The sequence below is a fragment of the Streptomyces sp. NPDC001796 genome (assembly GCF_042892355.1).
GTDB lineage: Bacteria > Actinomycetota > Actinomycetes > Streptomycetales > Streptomycetaceae > Streptomyces.
In genome coordinates this window covers 340,399-365,670 of record NZ_JBIAUC010000007.1, presented here as the reverse complement: position 1 = coordinate 365,670, position 25,272 = coordinate 340,399, and the positions used below count along the sequence as shown (strand labels likewise).

The 25,272-nt window shown below is 73.1% G+C and carries 16 protein-coding genes; 5 read left to right on the top strand and 11 right to left on the bottom strand.

What is annotated here, in order from left to right; translation table 11 throughout:
- Window positions 1–440, top strand: a 440-nt coding sequence (locus ACFYZE_RS17880) for an FG-GAP repeat domain-containing protein (RefSeq protein ID WP_388994297.1), incomplete at its 5' end; no start/stop codon positions are given.
- Window positions 441–656: 216 nt separating this feature from the next.
- On the opposite strand, the gene galE is transcribed toward ACFYZE_RS17880, so the two are convergent.
- The 3 genes from galE to ACFYZE_RS17865 all read right to left on the bottom strand — a co-directional run bounded on the left by galE (window position 657) and on the right by ACFYZE_RS17865 (window position 4,571).
- Entirely contained in the window at window positions 657–1,637 is a 981-nt protein-coding gene (gene galE, locus ACFYZE_RS17875) for a UDP-glucose 4-epimerase GalE (protein ID WP_388994294.1), read from the bottom strand.
- 82 nt (window positions 1,638–1,719) lie between these two features.
- Window positions 1,720–3,324: a glycosyltransferase family 2 protein gene (locus ACFYZE_RS17870; protein WP_388994414.1), complete on the bottom strand. Its 1,605-nt coding sequence runs from the start codon at window positions 3,322–3,324 to the stop codon at window positions 1,720–1,722.
- A gap of 53 nt (window positions 3,325–3,377) precedes the next feature.
- On the bottom strand, window positions 3,378–4,571 hold the full coding sequence (locus tag ACFYZE_RS17865; RefSeq protein WP_388994411.1) for a glycosyltransferase 87 family protein: 1,194 nt from the start codon (window positions 4,569–4,571) through the stop codon (window positions 3,378–3,380).
- 244 nt (window positions 4,572–4,815) lie between these two features.
- On the opposite strand from ACFYZE_RS17865, the gene ACFYZE_RS17860 reads away from it, so the two are divergent.
- Window positions 4,816–6,327, top strand: coding sequence for a hypothetical protein (locus tag ACFYZE_RS17860; protein WP_388994291.1), 1,512 nt, complete (start codon window positions 4,816–4,818; stop codon window positions 6,325–6,327).
- On the opposite strand, the gene ACFYZE_RS17855 is transcribed toward ACFYZE_RS17860, so the two are convergent.
- Window positions 6,324–6,824: a MarR family winged helix-turn-helix transcriptional regulator gene (locus tag ACFYZE_RS17855; RefSeq protein WP_388994289.1), complete on the bottom strand. Its 501-nt coding sequence runs from the start codon at window positions 6,822–6,824 to the stop codon at window positions 6,324–6,326. The genes ACFYZE_RS17860 and ACFYZE_RS17855 overlap by 4 nt on opposite strands.
- 130 nt (window positions 6,825–6,954) lie before the next feature.
- Between ACFYZE_RS17855 and ACFYZE_RS17850 the strand changes: the two genes are divergently transcribed.
- Window positions 6,955–7,368 (top strand): organic hydroperoxide resistance protein, encoded by a 414-nt coding sequence (locus tag ACFYZE_RS17850; RefSeq protein ID WP_388994286.1) that lies wholly within the window; start codon window positions 6,955–6,957, stop codon window positions 7,366–7,368.
- A 75-nt stretch (window positions 7,369–7,443) separates the two neighbouring features.
- On the opposite strand, the gene ACFYZE_RS17845 is transcribed toward ACFYZE_RS17850, so the two are convergent.
- The 7 genes from ACFYZE_RS17845 to ACFYZE_RS17815 all read right to left on the bottom strand — a co-directional run bounded on the left by ACFYZE_RS17845 (window position 7,444) and on the right by ACFYZE_RS17815 (window position 21,488).
- A complete protein-coding gene (locus ACFYZE_RS17845; protein WP_388994283.1) occupies window positions 7,444–9,651 on the bottom strand; it encodes a CDP-glycerol glycerophosphotransferase family protein in 2,208 nt (735 codons plus the stop codon).
- Between the two features lie 5 nt (window positions 9,652–9,656).
- Window positions 9,657–11,849 carry a bifunctional glycosyltransferase family 2 protein/CDP-glycerol:glycerophosphate glycerophosphotransferase gene (locus ACFYZE_RS17840; RefSeq protein WP_388994280.1) on the bottom strand — a complete coding sequence of 731 codons (2,193 nt, stop codon included), beginning with the start codon at window positions 11,847–11,849 and terminating at the stop codon, window positions 9,657–9,659.
- A 114-nt stretch (window positions 11,850–11,963) separates the two neighbouring features.
- Window positions 11,964–14,219, bottom strand: coding sequence for a CDP-glycerol glycerophosphotransferase family protein (locus ACFYZE_RS17835; protein ID WP_388994278.1), 2,256 nt, complete (start codon window positions 14,217–14,219; stop codon window positions 11,964–11,966).
- Window positions 14,220–14,386: 167 nt separating this feature from the next.
- Window positions 14,387–15,295, bottom strand: coding sequence for a carbohydrate ABC transporter permease (locus ACFYZE_RS17830; protein WP_388994275.1), 909 nt, complete (start codon window positions 15,293–15,295; stop codon window positions 14,387–14,389).
- Window positions 15,292–16,635 carry a carbohydrate ABC transporter permease gene (locus ACFYZE_RS17825; RefSeq protein WP_388994272.1) on the bottom strand — a complete coding sequence of 448 codons (1,344 nt, stop codon included), beginning with the start codon at window positions 16,633–16,635 and terminating at the stop codon, window positions 15,292–15,294. Before ACFYZE_RS17825 ends, ACFYZE_RS17830 begins: the two co-directional genes overlap by 4 nt.
- Window positions 16,636–16,642: 7 nt before the next feature.
- Window positions 16,643–18,034: an ABC transporter substrate-binding protein gene (locus ACFYZE_RS17820; RefSeq protein WP_388994269.1), complete on the bottom strand. Its 1,392-nt coding sequence runs from the start codon at window positions 18,032–18,034 to the stop codon at window positions 16,643–16,645.
- 187 nt (window positions 18,035–18,221) lie between these two features.
- Window positions 18,222–21,488: an FHA domain-containing protein gene (locus ACFYZE_RS17815; RefSeq protein WP_388994408.1), complete on the bottom strand. Its 3,267-nt coding sequence runs from the start codon at window positions 21,486–21,488 to the stop codon at window positions 18,222–18,224.
- A gap of 558 nt (window positions 21,489–22,046) precedes the next feature.
- On the opposite strand from ACFYZE_RS17815, the gene ACFYZE_RS17810 reads away from it, so the two are divergent.
- Both ACFYZE_RS17810 and ACFYZE_RS17805 read left to right on the top strand, forming a co-directional pair.
- The gene (locus ACFYZE_RS17810) at window positions 22,047–23,705 is read left to right on the top strand and encodes a protein kinase (protein ID WP_388994266.1); all 1,659 of its coding nucleotides are present in this window, start codon (window positions 22,047–22,049) and stop codon (window positions 23,703–23,705) included.
- Between the two features lie 160 nt (window positions 23,706–23,865).
- A complete protein-coding gene (locus ACFYZE_RS17805) occupies window positions 23,866–25,095 on the top strand; it encodes a serine/threonine-protein kinase (RefSeq protein ID WP_388994263.1) in 1,230 nt (409 codons plus the stop codon).
- The last annotated feature ends 177 nt before the right edge of the window (window positions 25,096–25,272 follow it).

Genomic DNA, 25,272 nt, shown 5'->3' with positions numbered 1-25,272 from the left:
GCAAGGCGGACCTGCTGGCCCGGGACTCCTCCGGGAACCTGTTCGTCTACCCCGGCACGGGCAGCACGACGTCGCCCTTCGGCCCGCGCATCAAGGCCGGTTGGGGCTGGGGCGGCTACACCATGGTCAACGGCGGTGACCTCACGGGTGACGGCAAGGCGGACCTGCTGGCCCGGGACTCCTCCGGGAACCTGTTCGTCTACCCCGGCACGGGCAGCACGACGTCGCCCTTCGGCCCGCGCATCAAGGCGGGCTGGGGCTGGGGCGGCTACACCATGGTCGGCCCCGGTGACGTGACCGGCGACGGCAAGCCGGACCTCGTCGCCCGGGACTCCTCCGGGAACGTGTACCTCTACCCGGGCACCGGCAGCCCGACGTCGCCGTACGGCTCGCGGAGCAGCATCGCCACGGGCTGGGGCATCTACGACACCATCATCTGACCGGTAGTACCCCGGGCCCGTCGACCCCCGTCCGAACTGCGCGGTTCGCCGCCGGAGCGGACGGGGGTCGGTCGTGCAGCGGTCGGCTCGAGCGGGCCGGTCCGGCGTCCATGGGGGAGTTCGCCGTGCGCGTACTCCCTGCCCGCACTCTCGCGGAGCGCGAGGGCGGGAGCGTCCTGCCGCCGCGCCGCCTCGCGAGGCCCGGGTCCGAGCGTCCTACCGCCGCGCCGCCTCCGGATGCCTGCGCACCCAGCCCTCCCACGCCGAGGTGATCATGTCCTCCACGTCGCGCTTCGCCGTCCAGCCCAGTTCCCGGGCGATACGGTCGGCCGAGGCGACGACGCGGGCCGGGTCGCCGGGGCGGCGCGGGGTGACCGTCGGCGGGATGTCGTAACCGGTGATCGTGTTGATCCGGTCGATCATCTCGCGGACCGACACGCCCTCCCCGCGGCCGATGTTGAGGGTGAGGTCCGTGCCGGGGGAGGCCTGGAGCGCGCGGGCGGCCGCCACATGGGCCTCCGCCAGGTCGGCCACGTGGATGTAGTCGCGGATGCAGGTGCCGTCGGGTGTGGCGTAGTCGTCGCCGAAGATGCGCGGTGCCGCGTTCTCGGTCAGCTTCTCGAACACCATCGGGATCAGGTTGAAGACGCCGACGTCCGCCAGCTCGGGGCTGGCCGCGCCCGCCACGTTGAAGTAGCGCAGGGACGCCGTGGACAGGCCGGTCGCCCTTCCGGCCGCCCGGACCAGCCACTCACCGGCCAGCTTGGTCTCGCCGTACGGCGACATCGGGACGCACGGCGTCTCCTCCGTGACCAGGTCCACATCCGGCATGCCGTACACGGCGGCGGACGAGGAGAACACGAAGGAGGGAACCTGGGACTCCGTCACCGCCTCCAGCAGGACGCGCAGCCCCTCCACGTTCTCCCGGTAGTAGTGCAGCGGCAGCTCCACCGACTCGCCCACCTGCTTCTTCGCCGCCAGGTGCACGACCCCCGTCACCGAGTGCTCCGCCAGCGTGCGGCGCAGCAGGTCGCCGTCCAGGGTGGAACCCTCCACCAGCGGCACCTCGCCGGGCACGCGCTCGGCGATGCCCGTGGAAAGGTCGTCGTACACCACGGCGCGCTCGCCCGCCTCGGTCATCGCACGGACGACGTGCGCCCCGATGTAACCGGCACCGCCGGTGATCAGCCAGGTCATGATGCGGCCGTCTCCTTGCTCGTTGGCCTGTCGTGTTCTTGCTGCCACTTCAGTGAAGCAGGTGGAGTTCACCTGCCGTCGTTCACCTCAAGTGAATCAGGCGCCGGAGCCTGCGCCGCGCGACCGATGTCACACCTCGGACTCCCGACGCGACCCTCAGCGCCAGCGCTCCCGAGTGCGTAGCGTACGGCTGCACCAGCAGCACTCCGTGCCTCAGGCTCGGCACCGCCTGGCGGCGCAGCAGGCCGGCGCCCGCGACGGCGTGCGGCACGGTCTCACGGCTCGTTCCGTCATCGAAGCGGAGCGTCAGCTTCAGGTCCCAGGTTCCCGCGCCGAGCGCCGCCAGGTCCACCGGCGCCTCGGCCGTCCAGCCGGCGGAGTCCGGGTCCTTCCGCAGCTCGGCCGTGGTGGACAGCCCCACCCGCTTCTCGTCCTCCCGGAGCACGAACCCCACGTCCACCCGGGCCGGACGCGCGTTCTCCACCCGCCCGTACAGCTCGTGCAGGCGCAGCCGCAGCCGGCCGGCACGCGCGCCGGGGCGCAGTTCCGCGTCGACGCTGACCGGCAGGTGCTCCATGGGGCGGTGCAGCAGGTGCTCGAGCCGGACCTGCGGCAGGTCCTTCGACCAGACGGGACTGCCGTCCTCCGTCCTAGCGTACGGAGGGATCAGCCGCGCCGGACGGGCCGCGAGCTCCTTGAGCCGGGACAGGTCGCGCGGCTGTTCGGAGGCGAGCACCACCTGCGCGACGACCCGCCCCGGCACGGACGCCTGCGCGAAGTCGGCCGCGTCGAATTCCTCGAGGTACGCGCGCGTGAGCCGCCACCACTCCTTGCGGTACTCCTCGTCGCGCAACGGCAGCTCCCGCGTGTACATGCGCAAGCCCCGGTCCAGGAAGTTGGTGCGGGCCGCCCGCGCCAGCTGCTTCTCGCCGGCGCTCAGGAGGATCTCATGCGACTGCCGGGTCGCCTCCATGCGCGCCTTCCAGTTCTCGATGTCGGCGCGGGCGAGGGAGATGGACAGGCGCTGGGCGGAGCGGCGCACGTGCCAGATGTACACGGTATCGGGGATCACGGCGATGCTCGGGCCTGCGGCGAGCACGCGCGCGCTGAAGACGAAGTCCTCGTAATGGAAGCGGCCGTCGGGGAAGCGGATGCCGTGTTCGCGCAGGAAGTCGGTGCGGTAGAGCTTGTTGACGCACAGCGTGTCGTGGGCCAGGCCGGGGCGCCGGGAGGGGTGGGAGACCACCGCGGCCCGCTCGTACAGCTCCGGCTGCCAGGGCACCTCGCGGCCCGAGGGCAGCTCGCGGCGTACGCACAGGCCGGCGGCGAGCTGGGCGCCGTGCGCGACGGCCGCCATGAGCAGCGCGTCCACCGCGCCCGGCGGCAGCACGTCGTCGCTGTCCAGGAACATGAGGTACGGGGCGGTCGCCGCCTCGATCCCGTCGTTGCGCGGGGTGCCGCAGCCGCCGCTGTTGGTGGTCCGGCTGATCACCCTGACGCGAGGCTCCTCGGCCGCCAGAGCATGCAGCAGCTCGGCACTGCCGTCCGACGAGCAGTCGTCGACCGCGATCACTTCGCGGACGACCCCGCCCTGCGCGAGGGCCGAACGGATCGCTTCTGTCACATGAGCGGCGTCGTCGTATCCGATGACGACGACGCTGACCTGTGCATCGTGAGGGTGACCCATCGCTTCCACGAGCCGAGAATACGGGCAGCCGGTAATGATCTGTTAAGCGGCCCTTAACCCCTTGTGGGCGAGAGGGCGGGAACCCGGTCCTTCCCCGCGGGGGCGTCCGAATTCTCTCGCTGCGGCACCGCGTGCCCGGAGCGCCACAGGCGGACGAACGACATGACCGCCGCGGTGGTCAGCAGTCCGTTGCGGGCCAGCATGAGCAGACAGCCCGGCCAGGTGGAGCCGATCACCTGCCCGTAGAAGGCGGGGTACACCACGGCGCTGATCGCGGTCGCCGCCAGGATGAGCCAGGCCACCGGGCGCTGAGTGGTGTGCCGTGTGGTCAGGCAGACGGCGGCGAGCCCGACCAGCCAGATCATGTACTGGGGGCTGATCACCCGGCTCGTCACCGTGAACAGCAGCACGGCCGTCAGCGCCGCGTCGTACGGGGTCGCCGGCGTCCAGCGGCGGGTACGCAGCCGCCACAGCAGCAGCAGCGCGAAGGCGACCGCGGTCAGCGCGAGCGAGCATTCGGCGACCGCGCGCACATGCGGGCCGACGAACTCCACGGCGCCGTACTGGTAGCGGGTGGTGCCCGACCAGCCGGCCCGGCGCGCCAGCATCAGCACCGTGCCGCCCAGCGACTCGATCTGCACGCCCCGGCCGCCCTGCTGGCGCAGGAAGTCGAACGGGTTGCGGAACAGGACCGCGACCACGGCGAGCAGCGTCACCGCGGTGACGGCCGCCGTCGTCCACGCCTGGCGGGTGCCGCGGCCTCGCGGCGTCCCGATGAGTGCCAGCGCCGGCCATACCTTCACCAGGGCGCCGAGGGCCGCGAACGCGCCGCCCAGGCGCGCGGAGCGCCCCATCGTGAGCAGCGAGACGACGGCGAAGGCGGTGACCTGGACGTCGTACCGGACGAGCGGGATGTGCAGCAGCAGCGGCAGACCGGCGATCCACAGCGCCGCGCCGCGCAGTGAGCGGCCCCGGCGGGTGCCCGCGTACGCGAGGGCGAGCGTGACCAAGGCGTCCGTGAACAGCGTGATGATCACGAACGCCTGAAAGTAGGTCAGCCCCGGCAGCAGCGCGGGCGACAGGAGCACCGCGCCGGCCCCCGGCGGGTACTGCCACAGGTGGTCTCCGGAGGGGAAGGCGCCGTGCCGGAGGATGCCGTACCAGTGGAAGTAGAGCTTCCAGACCTCCCTCGCGACCCCGCCCCGGCCGAGCAGCGGGTACTGGTCGTGGGCGAGCAGCCAGAGCATCAGGGCACGGGTGGCGAGCCAGCCGACGGCGAGCAGAAGCAACCGATCCGTCCGGCGCACCCTCTTCCAGAAGGGTGGCGGGAAAAGGGGTGCCGGTCTGGTCGCCGGGCGTTCCAGGGCAGTCTTCAAGGCACTCATCAAGCCCGGATGGTAGGCCGTCTGCATGGCGCATGTGGTGGATACGGCGTCAACTCAGGGCAAAAGTTATTCAATAGTACAAAAGCCGTACATGTTGAATGCGGGCATGAGCCGGTCACCGAAGAGGCGCGGGGAGCGCGTCGCTGTCCTCCTGCCCGTCGCCGTCATGTTCACGCTCGGGCTGTGGGGGCTGGACCGTGACGGCATGTGGCGTGACGAGGCGGCCACGTTCCAGGTGGCGCGCCGCTCACTGCCGCAGATCTGGCATCTGCTGCGGAGCGTGGACGCGGTGCACGGCCTGTACTACCTGCTGATGCATCCGGTCCTGGCCCTCCACCCCGGCGAGGTGCTGCTGCGGCTGCCCTCGGTGTGCGGGGCGGCCGCGGCGGCGGGTCTGGTCGCCGCGCTGGGAGTGCGGCTCGGACGGCCGCGCGTGGGGCTGTGGGCGGGGCTGCTCTACGCGGTCACGCCGATGGCCGGGCACTACGCGCAGGAAGGGCGTTCCTACGCGCTGGTCGCAGCCGGGGTGGCGGGGGCGACCCTGCTGCTCGTGCGGGCCGTGGAGGGCGGGAGGTGGTGGCCTTACGGGGTGGTCGTCGCCGTCACGTGTGTACTGCACGAGTTCGCGGCGCTGATGCTCCCGGCGCACGCCTGCACGTTGGCGTTGGCGCGGGTGGCGAGGCGGGTGTGGCTTCGCTGGGGGAGTGCGGCCGGGGCCGCCGTGGTGGTGCTGTTGCCGCTGGTGCTGGTGTCCCGGGGGCAGGCGGAGCAGGTGGCGTGGCTGACGATGCCGGACGCGCGGAGCGTTGAGGGGCTGGTGGGGCAGTTCTTCGGGCCGTCGCGCCGGGTGCTCGTGCCGTGTCTGGGGCTGGCGGTGCTGGGGGCTCTGGCGCCGCTGCCGCGGAGGGTTTCCCTCGCGGGAGTGGCGGGACCGCTGCTGGTGATTCCGCCGGCGGTGCTGATGGCGGTGTCCCAGTTCCGGCCGTTGTACTACGACCGGTATGTGCTGTATTCGCTGGCCGGGGCGCCGTTGCTGGCGGCGGCCGGGGCGGAGCGGGTGGCCGGGCTGGTGCGGAGGCTGCGGCCCGGTGGGTGGGCGCACACCGACCGTCGGCTGTACGGCAACGGTGTTGCCCTGCTCGGGGTCGTGGCCGTCTGTTGTGTCTTCCTCGTGCAGTTGCCCCTGCTCCGGGCCGATCGCCGGGCCGCGCACCGGCCTGATGATCTAGCGGCCGTCTCCGCGGCCGTGGCGCGGCGGGTGCGGTCCGGGGACCCCGTGTTGTTCCTGCCCTCGCTGGAGCGGCGGTCGGCGCTCGCCTATCCGGCCGGGTTCCTGGGCGTCCGGGACGTGGCGCTGGGCGTGTCGGCCGCCGAGAGCGGGACGCTGTACGGACGGGAGGTCGGCCCCGGGGAACTGCGGCGGCGGCTCGAGGGGCTCGGGTACGTCTGGGTGGTCACCGAGCGGTACGCGCTGGACCCCTCGTGGACCCCCTGGAACGCCACGGACCGCGCCAAACTCGCGGTCGTGAGGCGCGACTTCGTCACCCGCGAGGAGTACGTGCGCCCCCATCTCACACTTCGACTCTACGTACGCCGCCAGGTGCCGCCGGGGCACTAGGCGCAGCCAGGGGTCTCGTCCAGGGCCGCCGCGTCCAGGGTGCGGGTCAGCTGGTCGAGGCGGTCGCGCAGTTCGGTGATCTCCGTCAGGTCGAAGCCCGTCGCCGCGGCGATCCGGCGCGGCACCAGCAGCGCGCGTTCCCTGAGTGCCGTGCCCTCGTCCGTGAGGTGGATGTGCACGGACCGCTCGTCCCGTGTGCTGCGCTCGCGCCGCACCAGGCCCGCCGCCTCCAGCCGCTTCAGCAGCGGGGAGAGCGTCCCGGAGTCCAGCCGCAGATGCTCGCCGAGCTTCTTCACCGGCAGCTCCCCGTGTTCCCACAGCACCAGCATCACCAGGTACTGCGGGTACGTGAGCCCGAGGTCCTTCAGGACGACGCGGTAGACGCCGTTGAAGGCGCGCGACGCGGCGTGCAGCGAGAAGCAGATCTGGCGGTCGAGGCGCAGGTACTCCTCGGCCGCGGAGGTCGCCTCCGTACGGGGGGTCCGGGTGGTCGTCATGCAGACAGGGTAACGCCCGTCCGTCATTCAGTTGTGTACAACTAAATTGTGTGCTCTACTTGCCTGCGTAAGGCGGCCCCGCGTCAGCAACGGACCGGTCGCCCTGTGACTTCGAGAGGGATGGTTTTCCATGGACGCGCTCTACACCGCTGTCGCCACCGCCACCCACGGCCGTGACGGCCGCGCCGTCTCCTCCGACGGCAAGATCGACCTCAAGCTGGCCCCGCCGGTGGAGCTGGGCGGCAACGGCGAGGGCACCAACCCCGAGCAGCTGTTCGCCGCCGGTTACGCGGCCTGCTTCGGCAGCGCGCTCGGCCTCGTCGGCCGGGCGGCCAAGGTGGACGTCAGCGACGCCGCCGTGACCGCCGAGGTCGGCATCGGCAAGCAGGGCGAGGGCTTCGCGCTCGCGGTCACCCTGCGCGTCGAGCTGCCGGACACCCTGGACCAGGAGACCGGCCGCAAGCTGGTCGAGCAGGCCCACCAGGTCTGCCCCTACTCCAACGCCACCCGCGGCAACATCCCGGTCGAGCTCGTCATCGAGTAGTACCCGCCCGACTGACAACAGCCCGGCTTACGGCCTCGTACGCACTCTCCCCGGCGTACGGGGCCGCGCGGGCGTTCACGGCGACGTCGTCAGCGCCTGCCTGTCGCCCGCCGCCGGTGCCGGCACCGACGCCTGCACGTCCGGCTCGCCCAGCATCAGCGTGCGCACCACACGCTCGGCCGCCCGCCCGTCGTCGAACGCGCAGAACCGCGCCCGGAACGCCGCCCGCAGCCGCGCCGAGTCCTCGTCGCGCCAGCACCCGGAGGCGAACAGCCACGCCAGCTCCCGGTACGAGCGCGAGACATGCCCCGGCGCGTCCTGCGTGATGTCGAAGTAGGCACCCCGGCTCGCCCGGAACGCGCCCCAGTCGTCGGCGTGCACGACGATCGGCCGGTCCAGGTTGGCATAGTCGAACATCAGGGCCGAGTAGTCGGTGACCAGGGCGTCCGAGGCGAGCATCACCTCCTCGACGTGCGGCTCGTCGGTGGCGTCGACCAGCACGCCCCGCCGGTGCAGCTCGGTCAGGCCCGTCCCGCGCGCCGGCCCGTCCGCCAGCGAGGGGTGCAGCCGTACGACGAGGGTGTGGCCCTCGCCCAGGTCCTCGGCGAACCGGGCCAGGTCGAAGCGCTCGATGTGACCGCCGCGGACGTAGTCGCGGCGGGTCGGCGCGTACAGCACCACCGTGTGGTCCTCGGGGATGCCGTGCCGGAACCGGAACCCGGCCCCGTCGCCGGGCTTGGCGTCCACGAGGACGTCGTTGCGGGGGCTGCCGCTGCGCACCGAGGTGAAGTCGCAGGGGTAGGCGCGGTCCCACACCAGTTCGGAGTGGCGGTTGGCGACCAGACTGTAGTCCCAGCGGTCGGCGCGCCGCAGCATCTGCGGCACGTCGAGCCCCAGCCGGGCGCCCGGCTTGTCCCGCAGATCGGCCCCCATGTACTTCAGCGGGGTACCCCGATGGGTCTGGATGTGGATGCTGCCGGGGCGCTTGTCCAGGGCGCCGGGCCAGTTCACGTTGTTGACGAAGTACGTGGCCCGCGCGGTGACCCGCAGATAGCCGAGGGAGCCCGGGAGCACGTATTCGATGTCCGGCGGCAGGTGCTCCACCTGGTCCGCGCGCACCACCCACACGCCGCGGATGTGCGGGGCGAGGTCGCGTGCCGCGCGGTGGATCGCGGCCGGGTCGCCGAGGACGCCGCGGTGCGAGAACGCCGAGTAGACGGCCAGGTCCGGATCCAGCGGCCGCCGCCCGTGCGCCCGGGACCAGCCGCGCTTGACCCGCCCCGCCACGACCGCGCGCGCCTGCCGCCGGCGTCGGCCGAGCGCGCCGCCGACGCCGGCGGCCCGCTGCCGGAGCAGGTAGCCGGCGTAACTGCCCTCCAGCACGCGCAGCTCCGGCGGGGCCGGTTCCCCCGTGCCGTGGACGCGGAACAGGTCGGCCGTACGGCGGAAGAACTCGCCCTTGTCGCAGGCGGGCAGGCGGTCCGGCTTGGCGAGGATGTCCAGACAGTGCTCGCCCATCTTGCGGCTCAGGTACGGCCGCCAGGGGGCCAGCTCCGGATGGGCGTCGAGGTACGCGAAGACCCGCTGGTACTGGTCGTGGACGTCGAAGTGCTTGCGGCTGGTGGTGGACAGGATGTTGCCCTGGCGGCGCTGCCGGTAGTTGACGCAGATCCGGTCGAGGGTCGCGATCCGCCGCGCGCTGAGCAGGGCGGGGAACGTCCAGGGCGTGTCCTCGTAGTAGCCCGGCGGGAAGGCGAAGCCGTGCTCGGTGACGTAGTCCCGGCGGTACGCCTTGTTCCACACCACCATCAGCAGTTCCAGGATCTCGGGCCGCTCGGCCGCGGTGAAGGTGGCCCCGCCGCTCTCGGCGAGGATCCGGGCCAGCACGTTGCGGCGGGTGCCGCCCCACCAGTAGGTGCGGGCGTAGTCGAAGACCAGCACGTCCGGGTCCCGGGTCTCCTCCAGCCGGTCGGCGATCGCGCGCAGCGCGCCCGGGGTGAGCGTGTCGTCGCTGTCGAGGAAGAGCAGGAAGTCCCCGCCGGCGTGCGGCAGCCCGGCGTTGCGGGCCCGGCCGAGGCCGACGTTCTCCGGCAGGTGCAGCACCCGCACGCGCGGATCGCGGGCGGCGTACTCGTCGAGGATCGCCCCGCAGCCGTCGGGGGAGCGGTCGTCGACGGCGATCACCTCGAAGTCGGTGTACGACTGCGTGAGGACCGAGTCCAGGCACTCGCGCAGGAAGCCCTGCACCTTGAAGACGGGCACGATGATGCTGAAGCGGGGCACGGCGGTCAGCTCCTCACCAGGGCAGGGGCCGGGGCCGGGATGCGCTCGGCGAGCGGGATCACGGCCGGGATCGACGCCGGCGGCTCGCCCAGCAGCACCCGGCGCACGACGCGTTCGGCGGCGCGCCCGTCGTCGAACTGGCAGAAACGCTGCCGGAAGGCGGCCCGCACGGCCCTGGCCTCCGCGTCCGCGAACGAGCCGTCGCGGAAGACGGCCGCCAGCTCCTCCGGGGTGCGCACCACCCGGCCCGGCGGCGCCTCCATCAGGTCGAAGTAGACGCCCCTGATCTCCCGGTAGACGTCCCAGTCGTCGGCGTACACGACGATCGGGCGGTCCAGGTTGGCGTAGTCGAACATGATCGACGAGTAGTCGGTGATCAGCGCGTCGGCGGCCAGGCAGACGTCCTCCGCGGAGCGGTGGCGGGTGACGTCGATGACGCGGCCGGCGGCCCGGGCCGCGCCCCGGTCGTAGAAGTAGTGGGCGCGCAGCAGCACCACGAAGTCGTCGCCGACCGCGTCGCAGAACGCCTCCAGGTCGAGCGCCGTGTCGAAGCCGGTGCTGTGGTCGCGGTGCGTCGGCGCGTAGAGGACGGCCGTCTTTCCTTCGGGGACGCCGAGTTCGCGGCGGACGCGGGCGACGTCGTCGGCGGTCGCCGTGTAGTAGACGTCGTTGCGCGGATAGCCGTACTCCAGCGTCTCGTACGAGCCCGGGAACGCGCGCTCCCACATCTCGGTGGAGTGCCGGTTGGAGGAGAGGTTGTAGTCCCAGCGGTCCGTGCGCGCGAGCAGCTTGGCGAAGCTGCCGGTGGACGCCGCGACCACGGGGTAGGGCGACTGGTCGACGCCCATCTTCTTCAGCGGGGTGCCGTGCTGGGTCTGCAGGTGCACGCTGCCTGGGCGCTTGACCACGCCGTCGGCGAAGTTCGCGTTGTTGATCAGGTACTTGGCGCGGGCCAGCACGTCCCAGTAGGCGCGGCTGCCGATCACCGCGTACTCGACGTCCTTCGGCACGCTGCCCACCGCGTCCGGCTCGACCAGGAAGACGGAACGGATGTGCGGGGCGAGTTGGCGGGCCTTGGCGTGGATCGCGGCCGGGTTGCAGGCGTAGCCGCGGCCCCAGTAGGCGCAGTACACGGCGAGGTTGTCATCGAGCGGGCGGTGCAGCTGGAGTGTGTAGCGGGCGCGGGTGCGCGGCCGGTGCGGCAGGGATGCCTTCCTGGTGGCCTTCGCCACGCTCCGGTTGGCGGCCCGCAGCGCCCGGAACGCCCCGTAGGCGCCGGACGCGAGCAGCCGGTGCTGCACGCCGAGGCTCCCCGCCGGCGGCCGGAACCCGGCCGGGCGGTGGCGTCGGTGGAGGCGGCCGGCGCGCCGGAAGAACGCCCGGCGGCGGTGCGCGGGCAGCACCTCCGGATGCGCGGCCGTCCGCAGCACCGCGGAGAACAGCTGCTCGAACAGCGGTCGCGCCCGGTCGGCGGGCAGGCCGAGTTCGGCGGCCCGTACGAGCACGCGCTCCACCTGGTCCAGCAGATCGAACTGGTGCTCGCCAAGGGAGTGCGGCCGGATGCCCTGCCGGCGCACCAGATGCCGGACGCACACCGTGCGCAGCACCGCGAGGCGCTCGGCTGCGAGGGTGACCAGTCCGCCCCAGCCGATGTCGGTGAAGTGGCCGGTGGGAAAGGCGAGCCGGTGCCCGTTGACGAACGCCCGCCGGTACGCGGCACTCCACACGGGCACGGCCACCCCGGTCAGCTCCGGCGCCTTGCCGGGGGCGAACGCCCCGTCCGGCGCCCGGCCGAGCGGCGGCGCGGAGGTCTCGGGATCCCACCAGTGCGCCCGCTCGTGGGCGAAGTAGAGGACGTCCACGTCGCCGGTCGTCCTCAGACGCGCGTCGATCGCCGCCAGCGCGCCGGGCACCAGGACGTCGTCGCCGTCCAGGAACAGCAGATACGTCCCCGTAGCCGCCCCCATCCCGGCCGTGCGGGCCACACCCGGGCCGCCGGAGGGCGGCGAGGTGATCGGGGCCACCCTGCTGTGCCGCTCGGCGTACGCGGCGGCGACCGCCCCCGCGGGTGAGTCGGGCGCGTCGCAGACCGGGATCAGCTCGAAGTCGCCGAAGGACTGGGCGAGGACCGAGTCCAGTGCCTGGGACAGACGGCCGGCGACACCGGAGGCGGGGACGATGATGCTGAAGCGGGGCATTCTGCTCTTTCTCTCGGGCTCCGGTTCCTGCGGCGGGGGCCGGTGCGTCGGGTGTGCGGGAGCGTCAGCGCCCCGGCCGTCCGGCGGGGCGCCAGGTGATGACGGGGTCCTCCCTCAGAGGCGTTCGGTGACCGGCCGGCCCTGGCCGGGCACCCGGACCGAGGTGAGCGGCGGGGCCGGCAGTCCCGCGGCGGCGGACGGGACCGGGCGGCGGTGTGACAGCGGTACGACCGCCGGCTGCCAGGCGTTCTCCCCGAGCACCACCCTGCGCACGATCCGCTCGGCGGCGCGTCCGTCGTCGTAGGGACAGAACCGCTTGCGGAACGCGGCCCGCCGCTGCTCCGAGCGTGAGCCGCACCATTGGCCCGTCGCGAAGATGTCGATCAGGTCGTCCTCGTCGTGGGCGACCGGGCCCGGCGGGAAGGCACGGACGTCGAAGTAGGTGCCGCGGGCCGCCTCGTACGCCTCCCAGTCGTCCGCGTACACGATGATCGGCCGGTCCAGGTTGGCGTAGTCGAACATCAACGCGGAGAAGTCGGTGACCAGGGCGTCCGAGGCCAGGCACACCGACTCCACGCTCGGATGACCGGTGACGTCGACGACCCGCCCCTCCACCGTCCGTGCCAGCGGCCCGCCGCAGGCGGGGTGCGCCCGGGTCAGCAGTACGAACCGTGGCCCCAGCCGGCGCAGCAGGCGCTCCAGGTCGAGACCGGGGCGGTGGCCGCGGCGGTAGTCGCGGTACGTCGGCGCGTACAGGATCGCCACCGAGCCCTCGGGGATGCCGAACGTCTGCCGCAGCCGGGCCACGTCCGCGGAGGTGGCCCGGGCGAAGGCGTCGTTGCGGGGCTGCCCGTACTCCAGCGTGGTGAAGCCGGACGGGAAGACGCGCTCCCAGACGAGGGTGGAGTGGCGGTTGCCGGAGACGACGTAGTCCCAGGTGTCGGCGGTGCGCAGCATCCGGGCGAAGTCCGTGTCGCGGGCGGCGGCCGGACGGTCCTGGAGGTCCAGGCCCATGCGCTTGAGCGGGGTGCCCTGCCGGGTCTGGACGAGGATCTGGCCCGGGCGCTTGACCATGCGGGGGTCGAAGTCGGCGTTGTGGACCAGGTACTTGGACCGGGCCAGCGCCGTCCAGTACGCGGCCGAGCCGGGCCGCAGCCGGCGGGTGGCCACCGGGACGGTGTGGTGGTGCTCGGGGCGGGCGATCCAGGCGGTGCGGATCTGCGGGACCAGGTTGCGGAACGCCGACTCCAGGGCGGCCGGGTTGCAGCCGTAGCGGCCGCCCGCGTCCCGGGTGAAGACGGCCCGGTCGGCGCGCAGGGGCAGGCGGAGCTGGATGCGGTAGTGCGCCAGGAGCGCGGCGGCGAGCAGACGGCGGCTCGACCTGGCGAGCGTGCGCCGCACCCCGCGCGCGAGGCGGGCGGCCAGGGACAGCAGGCGGTGGGTGCGGTGGCTGCCGAAGCGGATCAGCAGGTGGCGCAGCCGGAACGGGGCGCCCGGGACGCGGTGGCGGCGGTACTGGGCGCGGGCCAGGCGCAGGAACTCGGCGCGGCAGGCGCCCGGCAGTCGGCCGCGCCGGGCGAGGATCGCGGCCAGGTGGTCGGCCATGCGGTGGAACAGCACCGGCCGCCAGCGGGCCAGCTCCGGGTGCGCGTCGAGGTGCGCGAAGACCCGGTCGTACTGGTCGAAGACGTCGAAGTGCCCGCGGCCGGTGGTGCCGAGGGTGCCGCCCCGGCGGCGCCGGCGCCAGTGGACGCAGACCCGGTCGAGGGTGGCGAGCGTCTCGGCGGTCAGCAGCACCGGGTACGTCCACGGCGTGTCCTCGTGGGAGCCCGGCGGGAAGGCGAAGCCCTCCCGCTCCACGAACTCCCGGCGGTACGCCTTGTTCCAGGGCACCGTCGGCAGCGACAGCACGCCGGGGCGGTCGTCCAGGCGGAACGGGGCCGGGCCCTGTTCGGTGAGCAGGCCGGCGGGCTGGTTGCGGACGGTCCTCCCGGTCCAGTACGTGCGCGCGTGGTCGAAGACCAGGACGTCCGGGTCGGAGGTCTCCTTCAGCCGGTCGGCGATGTCCCTCAGCGCGTGCGGGGTCAGGGTGTCGTCGCCGTCCAGGAAGAGCAGGTAGTCGCCCCTCGCCTCCTTCAGGCCCGCGTTGCGAGCGGGCCCGGGGCCCACGTTGCGGGGCAGGTGCAGGGGGCGGACGCGGGTGTCACGGGCGGCGAACTCGTCGATGATCGCCCCGCAGGCGTCGGGCGAGCTGTCGTCGACGGCGATCACCTCGACGTCGGTGAACGACTGCTCCAGCACGGATGTGAGGCATTCCTCCAGGTACGCCTGAACCTTGTACGCGGGGACGATGACACTGAACCTGGGCAAAGAGCATCCATGGGGATCGGCGTGGACAACCTGCCCGAAAACGTCCGATGGAGTGGTTTGGTTACGCGTTGTGCGGCATGTGGGGGACCACCGCGGGTAACCCCCGGTGCACGGCGAAGGGTGGACCGTGCTGCCGGCCCACCCCACGAACCGCCCTACCGATCGCCCTACTTCACGGCGCCGGCCATGACGCCGGACACGAACTGCCGCTGGAAGGCGAAGAACACGGCCAGCGGGATCACCATCGAGATGAACGCCCCGGGTGCGAGAACGTCGATGTTGTTGCCGAACTGGCGGACCTGGGTCTGCAGTGCGACCGTGATCGGTTGCGTGCCCGACTTGGTGAACACCAGCGCGACCAGCATGTCGTTCCACACCCACAGGAACTGGAAGATGCCGAGGCTCGCGATCGCCGGGCCGCCGAGCGGCATGACGACCCGGGCGAACAGCCGAAGCTCGCCCGCGCCGTCGAGACGAGCCGCCTCCAGCAGTTCCCGGGGGATCTCCGCGAAGAAGTTCCGCAGCAGGAACACCGCGAAGGGCAGGCCGAAACCGGTGTGGAAGAGGATCACGCCGAGCACCGTGCCGAACAGGCCGATCTTCCCGAACAGTTCGGCGATCGGGATCAGCGCCACCTGGACGGGCACCACCAGCAGGCCGACCACGCCCAGGAACCACCAGTCACGGCCCGGGAACTCCATCCAGGCGAAGGCGTAGCCGGCGAGGGAACCGATGACGACGACCAGGATCGTCGCCGGGACGGTGATCAGGACCGTGTTCAGCAGGGAGTTGGTGATGTCGCTGTTCTCCAGCAGCTTCTGGTAGCTGTCGAAGGTCAGCTGCGAGGGCTTGCTGAGGACGGTCCACCAGCCGGAGGCGTTCATGTCCTCCGGCTTGCGCAGCGAGGCGAGCAGCAGACCGATCGTCGGCACCAGCCAGAACAGCCCGACGAGGATGAGGAAGACACGCAGCAGTCCCCCGCCGACGCCCTCCGCGATCCGCGCCCCGAGGGACCGCCTGGCCTTGACGACGGTGACCGGGGCCGCCTTGGTCAGACGTCCGACCTGCGTGGTCATCGCCGTACCTCCCGCCTCAGCCTGCGGATGTTGAACAGCATCACCGGGATGACGAGCAGCAGCAGGAACACCGCGATCGCGCTCGCGACGCCCGGCTGGTCCTCCGAGAAGCCCTTGCGGTACAGCTCCAGGGCCAGGACGTTCGCGTCGTCCTGCGAGGAGCCCGGCGGGATGATGAAGACCAGGTCGAAGATCTTCAGCACGTTGATCATCAGCGTGACGGTGACCACCGCCAGCACCGGCGCCAGCAGGGGCACGGTGACCCGGCGGAACACCTGCCACTCGTTGGCGCCGTCCACGCGCGCCGCCTCCAGCAACTCCCGCGGCACGCCCGCGAGCCCCGCCGCGATCAGCACCATCGCGAAACCGGCCCACATCCACACGTACGCCCCGATGACCGCCGGGGTGACGAGCGCCGGGCCGAGCCAGTCGACGCCGTTGTACGGCTCTCTGAAGTTGCTCGCGGGCAGGCGCAGTTGAGCTCCGTCCGCGGCGGCGGGCAGCGTGAAGGTGCCGTCGCCGGACGCCTTGGTGGAGGCGACGACCCTGCCGTTCTTCACCGCCTCGATCCGCATCCCCGCGTAGCCCTGCTCGGAGGGGTCCACCGCGCCGAGCCTCCCCACGCCCCTGCCGCGTGTGAAGTCCTGCCAGGCCGTGCCGGTGATCTTCCCCGGCTCGGCCTCGGCCCGCACCGCCCGCTTCGCGCTCTTCGGCATCTGGTCGGGCGCGACACCGACCAGCGGCAGCGCGACGGACTCGCCCGTGTGCACGGTCGTCCTCGTGATGAAGCCGCCCTGGTCCGGCTTCAGGGGCGACTGACGGCCTGGGTGCGCCTTCGGGAAGGCCGACGACGGTGCGAACGTGTCGTGGATGCCCACCCACACCGCGTTCGCGACGCCCTTGTCCGGGTCCTGGTCGTACACCAGCCGGAAGATGATCCCGGCCGCGAGCATCGAGATCGCCATCGGCATGAAGACGACCAGCTTGAACGCCGTCCCCCAGCGCACCCGTTCGGTGAGCACCGCGAAGACCAGCCCCAGCGCGGTCGACACCGTCGGCGCGAACACCACCCAGATGATGTTGTTCTTCAGCGCGGTGCGGATGCCGTCGTCCGTGAACAGCGCCTTGTAGTTGTCGAATCCCGCGAAGGAGTCACCGGAACGGTCGAGGAAGCTGCGGATCACCGAGTACCCGATCGGGTAGACCACGAGCGCGCCGAGCAGCACAAGTGCGGGCAGCAGGAACAGCGCCGCCACGGTCTTGCGGGTGCCGGTCACGCTCTTGCGACTCTTGGGCGCGGCAGGGGCCGAGGGGGCCCCTGCCGCCGTGGCCGACGTCATCGCCGGATCAGCTCCCGCTCCCGTACGCCGCCGCGGCGTCCTTCTCCAGCTTCGCCTGCGTCCCCGCGACGTCGGTCGGGTTCTTCAGGAAGTCCTGGAGGTCCTTCCACTCGCCCTTGCCGGGCGTGCCGCCGAACGCCTGCGGGGCCTGGTCCGACATGTCGAAGCGGAAGCTGTCACCCGCTGCGAGCAGCGCCTTGGCCATCTTCTGCTGCACCGCGTTCGGATACGCGGAGTCCGGGACGTTCTTGTTCGGCGAGAGGTAGCCGCCGAGCCTCGCCTGGATGGTCGCCGCGTCCGGTGAGGCCAGGAAGGTGACCAGCGCCTGGGCCGCCTTGGAGTCCTTCAGGACGACGGCCGCGTCACCGCCGGTGACCACGGGAGGCTGGGCGCCCACGGCCGGGAAGGGGAACACCTTCGCGTCCGTGCCGATCTTCGCCTTGGTCTCGCCGATGTTGACCTGCGCGAAGTCGCCCTCGAAGACCATGCCGGCCTTCGGCTGGTCGCCGCCGGTGAAGGTCTGGGTGACCGAGGCCGGGAACTCGGTCTGGAGGGCGCCGTTCGGGCCGCCCGCGATGTAGTCCTTCTTGCCCCAGATCTGGGCGAGGGTGGTCAGGGCCTGCTTGACGGACGGGTCCGTCCACTTGATCTTGTGCTGGGCGAGCTGGTCGTACTTCTCCGGGCCCGCCTGCGAGAGATAGACGTTCTCGAACCAGTCGGTGAGGGTCCAGCCGTCCGCGCCGCCGATGGAGAACGGGGTGACACCGGAGTCGTAGATGTTCTGCGCCGCCGTCAGCAGCTCCTGCCAGGTCCGGGGCTCCTTGCCGTTCGCCCCCTCGAAGACCTTCGCGTTGTACCAGATCAGGGACTTGTTGGCGGCCTTGTAGTACACGCCGTACTGCTTGCCGTCGACCTTGCCGATGTCCTGCCAGCCCTGCGAGTAGTTCTTGGCGAGCTCCGCCTGCGCCTCGGCGCCGAGCGGCTTGGCCCACTTCCTCTCGACGGCCTGCCTGATGGCGCCGGGCTGGGGGAGCAGCGCCACGTCCGGCGGCTGCCCACCGGCGATCTTCGAACCGAGGAAGTTGATGATCGGGTCCTGGGCGGGCACGAAGGTGACCTTGGCGCCGGTGCGCTTCTCGAACTCGGCGAGCACCGTCTTGAAGTTCTTCTGCTCGCCGCCGGTCCAGACGGCGGCGACCTCCAGATGCTGCCCGTCCAGCTTCGGGAGGGTGACGCTCGCCCCACCGGTCTGTGTGCTTCCGCTGCTCTTGTCGCTGCTGCCCTTGTCGTCGTGGCTTCCGCCGCACGCGGTGAGCGTGAGCGCCAGTGCTCCCGCGATGACGGCGGCCGCGGTCCTGGCGGCCCTGGGTGTCCGGATGGTGCTGCTCGTGCTGCGCATCACTGCCCCGTTCTCCGTCCCTCGTCGAACGTTCGAGCTGCTGTCCGTGCGCTCTGGTCTACGCGGGGTGGTTCGGGGCGGCAAGACCGCCTGCGCTGTCAACCGGCCGATTGTGATCACGTCGTGACGTACGGTCAGGTGAGGTGTCGGCGCTGCTCGGCAATCGGCGGGGCCGGAGGAGACGGCGTCACAAAAGCGAAGGAACCTCCACCGCCGACACCGACCGCGCCGCCCGCTCCAGCGCGCTCGCCAGCAACGCCAGGTCCGTCGGCCCGTTGCCCAGTTCCCGCACGGGACGCCGCGCCGGCGGATCCCCCATGCGGTGCCACTCCAGCGGTACGACCGTCGGCCGCACGGTCGCCGTCCGGGGAATCCGTCCCGTGATACGCCCGCCCTGGAACGGTGTCGCCCTGCCGTCCGCCCGTGTCAACCGCCCGCGTCCGGGCCCCGGTTCGTCCGTGCCCGCGGTCACCGCCTCCAGGCCGATCCGCAGCGAGGCCGCCCGGGCGGGCTCCCACTGCGCCGTCCGCCCACCGGGCCCCGACGCGGCCACCAGGTGCACACCCAGCCGTTCCCCGTCCCGGGCCACCGCCTCCAGCGCCCGTACGACCGACCCGGCCGCCGGGCGGCCCGGGGAGCCGAGCGCCGGGGACAGCAGCGCGTCCAGGTCGTCGACCAGCACCACCAGCCGCGGCAACGGCGGCCCCGCCTCCGCCCGCTGCCGTGCCGCCGCCGGCCGCAGCCGCAGCGTGACACTCGGCGGGCTCTCGAGGTCCCCCGACTCCGTACCTCCCGACCGCTGCGGTCCGATCCGCCTCGACACCTCCTGCCGTGTGTGCCACTCGGCGAAACCGAGCCGTCCGAGCAGTTCCGCCCGCCGTTTCAGCTCGGCACTCAGCGACTGCGCGAACTCCCGCATGCGCACCGGGTCGTTGGCCGCCAGATACGTCGTGACGTGCGGCAGGTCCGTGCAGACCCGCAGACCGTCCCCGCCCGTGCTGCCGTGCGCCGCGCGGTCGCGGCCGTCGACGAGGACGATGCCCAGCCGGTCCGGGCGCTCCGCCGACGCGAGCGAGGCGGCGAGGGCGCGCAGCAGTTCCGTACGACCGCTGCCGGGCGGCCCCTCGACCAGCAGATGCGGTCCCTCGGCGGCGAGGTCCACGCTCACCGGACCGCGTGGACCGGCGCCGAGCACCGCCCAGGCGCGCCCGCCCGGTGACGCGGTGTCGTCCGCCGCGTCCGCCCAACGCGCCATCAGCGACGCCGGGGTGGCCCGGGCCAGCCCCAACTCGTCCAGCAGCCGCGCCGCCTGGGGCAACGGGGCCGACACGCGCGCGTGCCGCTCACCGCCGCCGTCCGTCCGCAGCGGGGCCAGCGCCCGGGCGAACCGCTCCGCCCACGCCGCCGACACCGCGTCCACGGCGGCGACCGTGCCGTGCCCCACGGGTGCGCGCGCGGCGTCCGCGCCCTGCCCCGGCGCGACCCGCAGCAGCCGCAGCGCTGTGGCCACATCACCGCTCAGCAGCGCCACGGCCCCGCACTCCCGGAACACCGGCGAGGCCGCGCACGCCGCCTCGTACGTCTCCGCCACCGGCGACGCGGGCGAGGCGGCCGGCGCCTCGGCCAGACAGACGACATGGATCCCGGCCCGCGCCCCCTCACGGGCCAGCCGCGCCACGGCCGCCCGCACATCGGCGCCGCCGGGGTCACCGTCCACGATCACCACGGAGTACGGCCCCGCGTGCGCGTCGTCCAGCGCCCAGGAGGGGCGGTGGGCGGCCCCCCGAGGGGAAGGGTCCTCCGGTGGGGCGGGCGGCGGGCCGTCCTGGTCCGCCAGCTGGTCCTCCAGGCGGCGCAGCAGCTCCTGGGCGCGGGCCGTCGCCTGTTCGCGGTCGTGGGCCAGCAGCAGGCGGCAGTCCTGGCCGTGGGCCGGCCGGAGATGGGGGAGCCAGCCGAGCCAGGACCATTCGGCGGTGCGCTCCTGCAACGGGCGCGCGCGGTCGGCGCTGATCAGGACCAGCTCCAGGAGGTCGGGGGAGTGCAACGCGGCCAGTTGCGCCACCACCGCGCGCGTCAGCCCGGCCAGCCGCGCGCGCGGCCCCGCCAGCCCCAGCGCGCCCACCTCGCGCAGCCCCGCGGTCACCGGCACCGCCGGCAGCAGTCCCGCACCGTCCGGCGCCGCCCGGTCCGCCGTGCCCAGCCGCACGGTGAGCGCCTCGGGGTGCCCCGGGCCGCGCTCCCACAGCCGCGGGCCCGGTCCCAGCGCGGTGAGCAGCAGCGCCGCCGGGTCCGGCCACTTCTCGGGCGCCCGGGCCACCGGCGGTGCGGAGGCTTCCCCGCGCTCCTCGCATCCGTCCCGTCCGGCGCCGCTCTGCTCGCCGCGGCCCCCGGTCAGCCGCCGTGCCCATGCCGTGAGCCCGCCGCGCCTGCGCAGCCCGGGCGGAACGTCCGTGCCGCGCAGCGGGGTGCCCTTGCGCGTGTTCTCGTCCGCCGAGCCCTGCCCCGGTGCGGCGTGCGCCGCAAGGGCCGGCTCCGCGGAATCGTGCTCCTGCGCTCCGGGGGTCACTCCGCCGGACGCACCCCACCCGGTGACGCCGAAGCCGTGGTGCGTGTCGCTGTCGGGGGAGGGACGCCCGTCCCGGGAAGCGGAAGCCGAGCCGTGTCCCTCCGGAGCGCCGCCGGTGCGGCCGTCCCCGGCGGCGGTGCTCTCGGCACGCGCGTGCCCCACGGCCGCCGCCCGTGCCGGATCCGTGGGCCCTCCCGGGTCCTCCGCCCGCCGCACCCGTACGTGCCCCTCCCCGTCCGGAGCCGTCCCCACGGAGCGCGCCTCTCCGGGCGGGACCAGGCGCAGGGCCGATTCGCCGAGACGCAGCAGCGCGCCCGGGGTGAAGCGCACGGGGCGGTCGGTCACCCGGTGGCCGTCCAGCACCGTGCCGTTCGTGGAGCCGAGGTCGGCGACCGAGACGCGGCCGTCCGGAGTTACCGTGACCGCGCAGTGCAGCCGGGAGACGTCCGGGTCGTCCAGCGGGACGTCGGCGTCGGCGGAACGGCCGATCCGGATCACTCCGCCGTGCAGCAGATGGACACCGCCCGCGTCCGGGCCCGCGACCACGTGCAGCTGGGCCGCGCCCTCGTCCGGCTCGGGGCCCGGCTCCGCGGGCGCGCCCAGGGTCAGCACCGCGCCGTCCAGCAGCGGCGGCTCGCCCAGCGTGCAGCGCTGCGGGTCGAGCCGCTCCGTGCCCGCGTACAGCACCACCGGGCCGGTCCCCGGTTCCCGGCCTCGCTCGGGCTGGGAGGGACCCCCCTCCCCGCCGACCGCCGAGGCCAGGCCGGACGCCACCGCGGCCAGCGCCGTCCCGGCGGGCGCGGTGACCAGCACGTCACAGCTCGCGGCGCGGGCCCGTGACTCCGTGGGCGGGGCCGGTGGGGCTACGACGGTCAGCCGGATCTGCATCGCCGTCAGCGGTCCCTTCTGTCTGCGTCCGCGGTCGCCCACGAGGCGCACGAGCCGGTGCCGGGACCGCGACCGCGCCCGGTCCTTTGGGCCCCGCGCGCTCGCCCCTCGACACCGACGCGCCCCTTCGGCTCCCGCGCGTGCGGGCGCCCGGGAACGGGGGAGGGAGCCGTGCCACGGTCCCCCACCGCGGACTCCCCCACCGCACACGAGCACATCGGCCAGTACGGGATGCATCCTCGCACCTGCCACTGACAGTGCGCCCGCCCTCCACCGTCAAATGATCTTGATTGGTCGGCTCTGCCCGTAAAAGTGCCTGACCAGTGCCCGGCCGGTGCCCGCTTGAGATCGGTCACGCCCGGATCGGGCAACCAACTGAACCTAAGCGAGCGTCTTGTCATCGAACAGGTGCGGGAGCCGGATACGTACCTCATCCATGCGGGCCTGCCGTGCCAGGCGTCGCGCGCCCGGCGGGAATTGTCGGACCTCCCCTACGGTGGGCGGAACACCGGTAGCGCGGTGGACGACCGGAAGAGCAAGCAACAGGGAGCGCATGACGTGCGGCCGGTAGGGAGCAAGTACCTCCTTGAGGAGCCGCTGGGACGCGGCGCCACGGGCACCGTCTGGCGAGCCCGCCAGCGGGAGACCGCGGGCGCCGAGGCGGCCGTCGCGGGCCGGCCCGGCGAGACCGTGGCGATCAAGGTCCTCAAGGAGGAGCTGGCCGGCGACCCCGATGTCGTCATGCGGTTCCTGCGGGAGCGGTCCGTCCTGCTCCGGCTGACCCACCCGAACATCGTGCGGGTCCGCGACCTGGTGGTCGAGGGCGATCTGCTGGCCCTGGTCATGGACCTCGTCGACGGTCCCGATCTGCACCGCTACCTGCGCGAGAACGGCCCCTTCACCCCCGTCGCCGCCGCCCTGCTCACGGCCCAGATCGCCGACGCGCTGGCCGCGAGCCATGCCGACGGCGTCGTCCACCGCGACCTGAAGCCCGCGAACGTTCTGCTCGCGCAGCACGACGGGCAGATGCACCCGATGCTGACCGACTTCGGCATCGCCCGGCTCGCCGACTCGCCCGGCCTCACGCGCACGAGCGAGTTCGTGGGCACGCCCGCCTACGTCGCCCCGGAGTCGGCCGAGGGCCACCCGCAGACCTCCGCCGTGGACATCTACGGCGCCGGGATCCTGCTGTACGAGTTGGTCACCGGGCGTCCGCCGTTCTCCGGCGGTTCGGCCCTCGAGGTGCTCCACCAGCACCTGAGCGCCGAACCGCGCCGCCCGTCCACGGTGCCCGACCCGCTGTGGACGGTGATAGAGCGCTGCCTGCGCAAGAACCCGGAGGGCCGGCCGAGCGCCGAGAACCTGGCGCGGGCGCTGCGGGTGGTCGCCGAGGGCGTCGGCGTGCACGCGAACTCCGCGCAGATCGCCGCCGCCGAGGGCGTGGCCGCCCTGCTCGGCCCCGACCCGGCCCCGGCCACCGTCCCCGGCTCCGCCGACCCCACCCAGGTACTGCCGCAGGGCTCGGCGTCCTCGTACGACCCGAACGCGGCGACCAGCGTTCTGCCGCACACCCCGCCCGGCTCCGCCGACCCCACCGCCGTCCTGCCCACCAACGGGGCCGCCGACCCGACGGCCGTGATGCCGCCCATGCCGCCGCACGGGCCCGGCGGGCAGCCCGGGCAGGAGGAGCCGCACCCCTGGCAGAGCCAGCTGCGCGCGGCCCGCGACCGCAACGAGCAGACGCAGGTCCAGTCGTACCTAGACCCCAGCGAGGACCCGCTGCGCCGCCGCCCGCAGCGGCAGGTGGCGCGCCCCCAGCAAGGCCCGCCGCAGCGGCAGCAGCCCGGGCCGGGGTACGGCCGTCCGCAGGGGCAGCCCCAGCAGTACGCGCCCCAGCGGCAGCAGTACGCGCCCGCCCCGCAGCACCAGCCGCAGCGGTACGCGCCCGCGCCTCAGCAGCCCCAGCAGCCGGCGCCCCGTCCGGCGCGTGAGCCCCGGCCGCCGCGGCAGCGCAGCGCGAACCCGATGAAGATCCCGGGGCTCGGCTGCCTCAAGGGGTGCCTGTTCACGATCGTCATCCTGTTCGTCGCCGGGTGGCTGGTGTGGGAGTTCAGCCCGCTCCAGGAATGGATCGGGACGACCAAGTCGTACTGGCAGCAGTTGAGCGACTGGTTCTCCACCGCGGCCGACTGGATCGGGCAGCTGAGCAACAAGTAGCGGCCTCAAAATGGCCTTCGTGCACGCCGAGCTTGGGGATTTGTCGACATCCGACGGGTGATTTCCCGCTCGCCGGTGAAGGTTGCCGCTTCGGACGCGTAGTTTTGTCGATCGGGGTCCGGCGCAGGGTCGGCAACACGCGTCCCCAGTAGGAGCAGACTTGGCACGGAAGATCGGCAGCCGGTACACCGCCAACCAGATCCTGGGGCGGGGAAGCGCCGGCACGGTGTGGCTGGGGGAGGGGCCCGACGGGCCCGTCGCCATCAAGCTGCTGCGGGAGGACCTCGCGTCCGACCAGGAGCTCGTGGGCCGCTTCGTCCAGGAGCGCACGGCGCTGCTGGGGCTGGACCATCCGCACGTCGTGTCCGTACGGGACCTGGTGGTCGACGGCAACGACCTGGCCCTCGTCATGGACCTGGTCCGCGGCACGGATCTGCGCACCCGTCTGGACCGGGAGCGGCGCCTCGCGCCCGAGGCGGCGGTCGCGATCGTGGCCGACGTGGCGGAGGGGCTGGCGGCGGCGCACGCGGCGGGCATCGTGCACCGGGACGTGAAGCCGGAGAACATCCTGCTCGACATGCAGGGGCCGCTGGGCCCCGGCGGGGCGCACCCGGCACTGCTGACCGACTTCGGCGTGGCGAAGCTGATCGACTCGCCGCGGCGGAGCAAGGCCACGAAGATCATCGGCACTCCGGACTATCTGGCGCCGGAAATAGTGGAGGGCCTGCCGCCGAGGGCGGCGGTGGACATCTACGCGCTGGCCACGGTGCTGTACGAGCTCCTCGCGGGCTTCACGCCGTTCGGCGGCGGCCACCCGGGCGCGGTCCTGCGCCGCCATGTCACGGAGACGGTCGTCCCCCTGCCCGGCATCCCCGACGAGCTGTGGCAGCTGATGGTGCAGTGCCTGGCGAAGGCGCCGGCGTCACGACTGCGGGCGTCGGAGCTGGCGGCGCGGCTGCGGGAGCAGCTGCCGCTGCTGGCGGGGATGCCGCCGCTGGACGTGGACGAACCGGACGCGGAGCCGGCGGAGGAGCCGTACGAGGCGCCCGGGGAGCCGGAGGTGACGCGGGCACGGCGAGGTGCGGTGCCGCTGGTGCCCGGGGCGAAACCGGACTCGAACCGGGACACCCACACCTCGATGCGGGTGCCGGGCCCGGACGAACTGGCGGGCGGCGCCCGCGGCACGGCCCGCGCCCCTCGCACCCCGGGCGCCCCCCGCCCGGGCTCGGCCCGCCACCGCGCGGCGGCCCGGCGCCGCCGGATCACCCTGGGCGTGGCGGGGGCGGTACTGGCGGCGGCGATCGGGGTGGGCGCGTGGTGGGCGACCTCGGGCGACGACACCGGGGCTCCGCCTGCGACCTCGGGGAGCTCGGCTCCGGCGTCGCCCTGAGCCCGGGGCCGGAGGGGCGGTGGTTGTGTCTTTGAAGGGGCGCGGGGAACTGCGCGACCGGCCATGGACGGCCCGCACGCGTCCATCCGGCGATGCCACCGCGGTGCGGCTGCGCCGCCGGCCGTCAGGCCGACTGGGCCCGGACCCCGGCCGTCAGGGCGATCGGGGTCCGGGCGG

Excerpts from the sequence above, each read along its gene's own strand:
- ACFYZE_RS17815 (WP_388994408.1), bottom strand. The coding sequence starts at position 21,488 with ATGCAGATCCGGCTGACCGTCGTAGCCCCACCGGCCCCGCCCACGGAG.
- ACFYZE_RS17825 (WP_388994272.1), bottom strand. The coding sequence starts at position 16,635 with ATGACGTCGGCCACGGCGGCAGGGGCCCCCTCGGCCCCTGCCGCGCCC.
- ACFYZE_RS17850 (WP_388994286.1), top strand. The coding sequence starts at position 6,955 with ATGGACGCGCTCTACACCGCTGTCGCCACCGCCACCCACGGCCGTGAC.
- ACFYZE_RS17830 (WP_388994275.1), bottom strand. The coding sequence starts at position 15,295 with ATGACCACGCAGGTCGGACGTCTGACCAAGGCGGCCCCGGTCACCGTC.
- ACFYZE_RS17855 (WP_388994289.1), bottom strand. The coding sequence starts at position 6,824 with ATGACGACCACCCGGACCCCCCGTACGGAGGCGACCTCCGCGGCCGAG.
- ACFYZE_RS17860 (WP_388994291.1), top strand. The coding sequence starts at position 4,816 with ATGAGCCGGTCACCGAAGAGGCGCGGGGAGCGCGTCGCTGTCCTCCTG.
- ACFYZE_RS17820 (WP_388994269.1), bottom strand. The coding sequence starts at position 18,034 with ATGCGCAGCACGAGCAGCACCATCCGGACACCCAGGGCCGCCAGGACC.
- ACFYZE_RS17865 (WP_388994411.1), bottom strand. The coding sequence starts at position 4,571 with ATGCTCTGGCTGCTCGCCCACGACCAGTACCCGCTGCTCGGCCGGGGC.
- galE (WP_388994294.1), bottom strand. The coding sequence starts at position 1,637 with ATGACCTGGCTGATCACCGGCGGTGCCGGTTACATCGGGGCGCACGTC.
- ACFYZE_RS17840 (WP_388994280.1), bottom strand. The coding sequence starts at position 11,849 with ATGCCCCGCTTCAGCATCATCGTCCCCGCCTCCGGTGTCGCCGGCCGT.
- ACFYZE_RS17870 (WP_388994414.1), bottom strand. The coding sequence starts at position 3,324 with ATGGGTCACCCTCACGATGCACAGGTCAGCGTCGTCGTCATCGGATAC.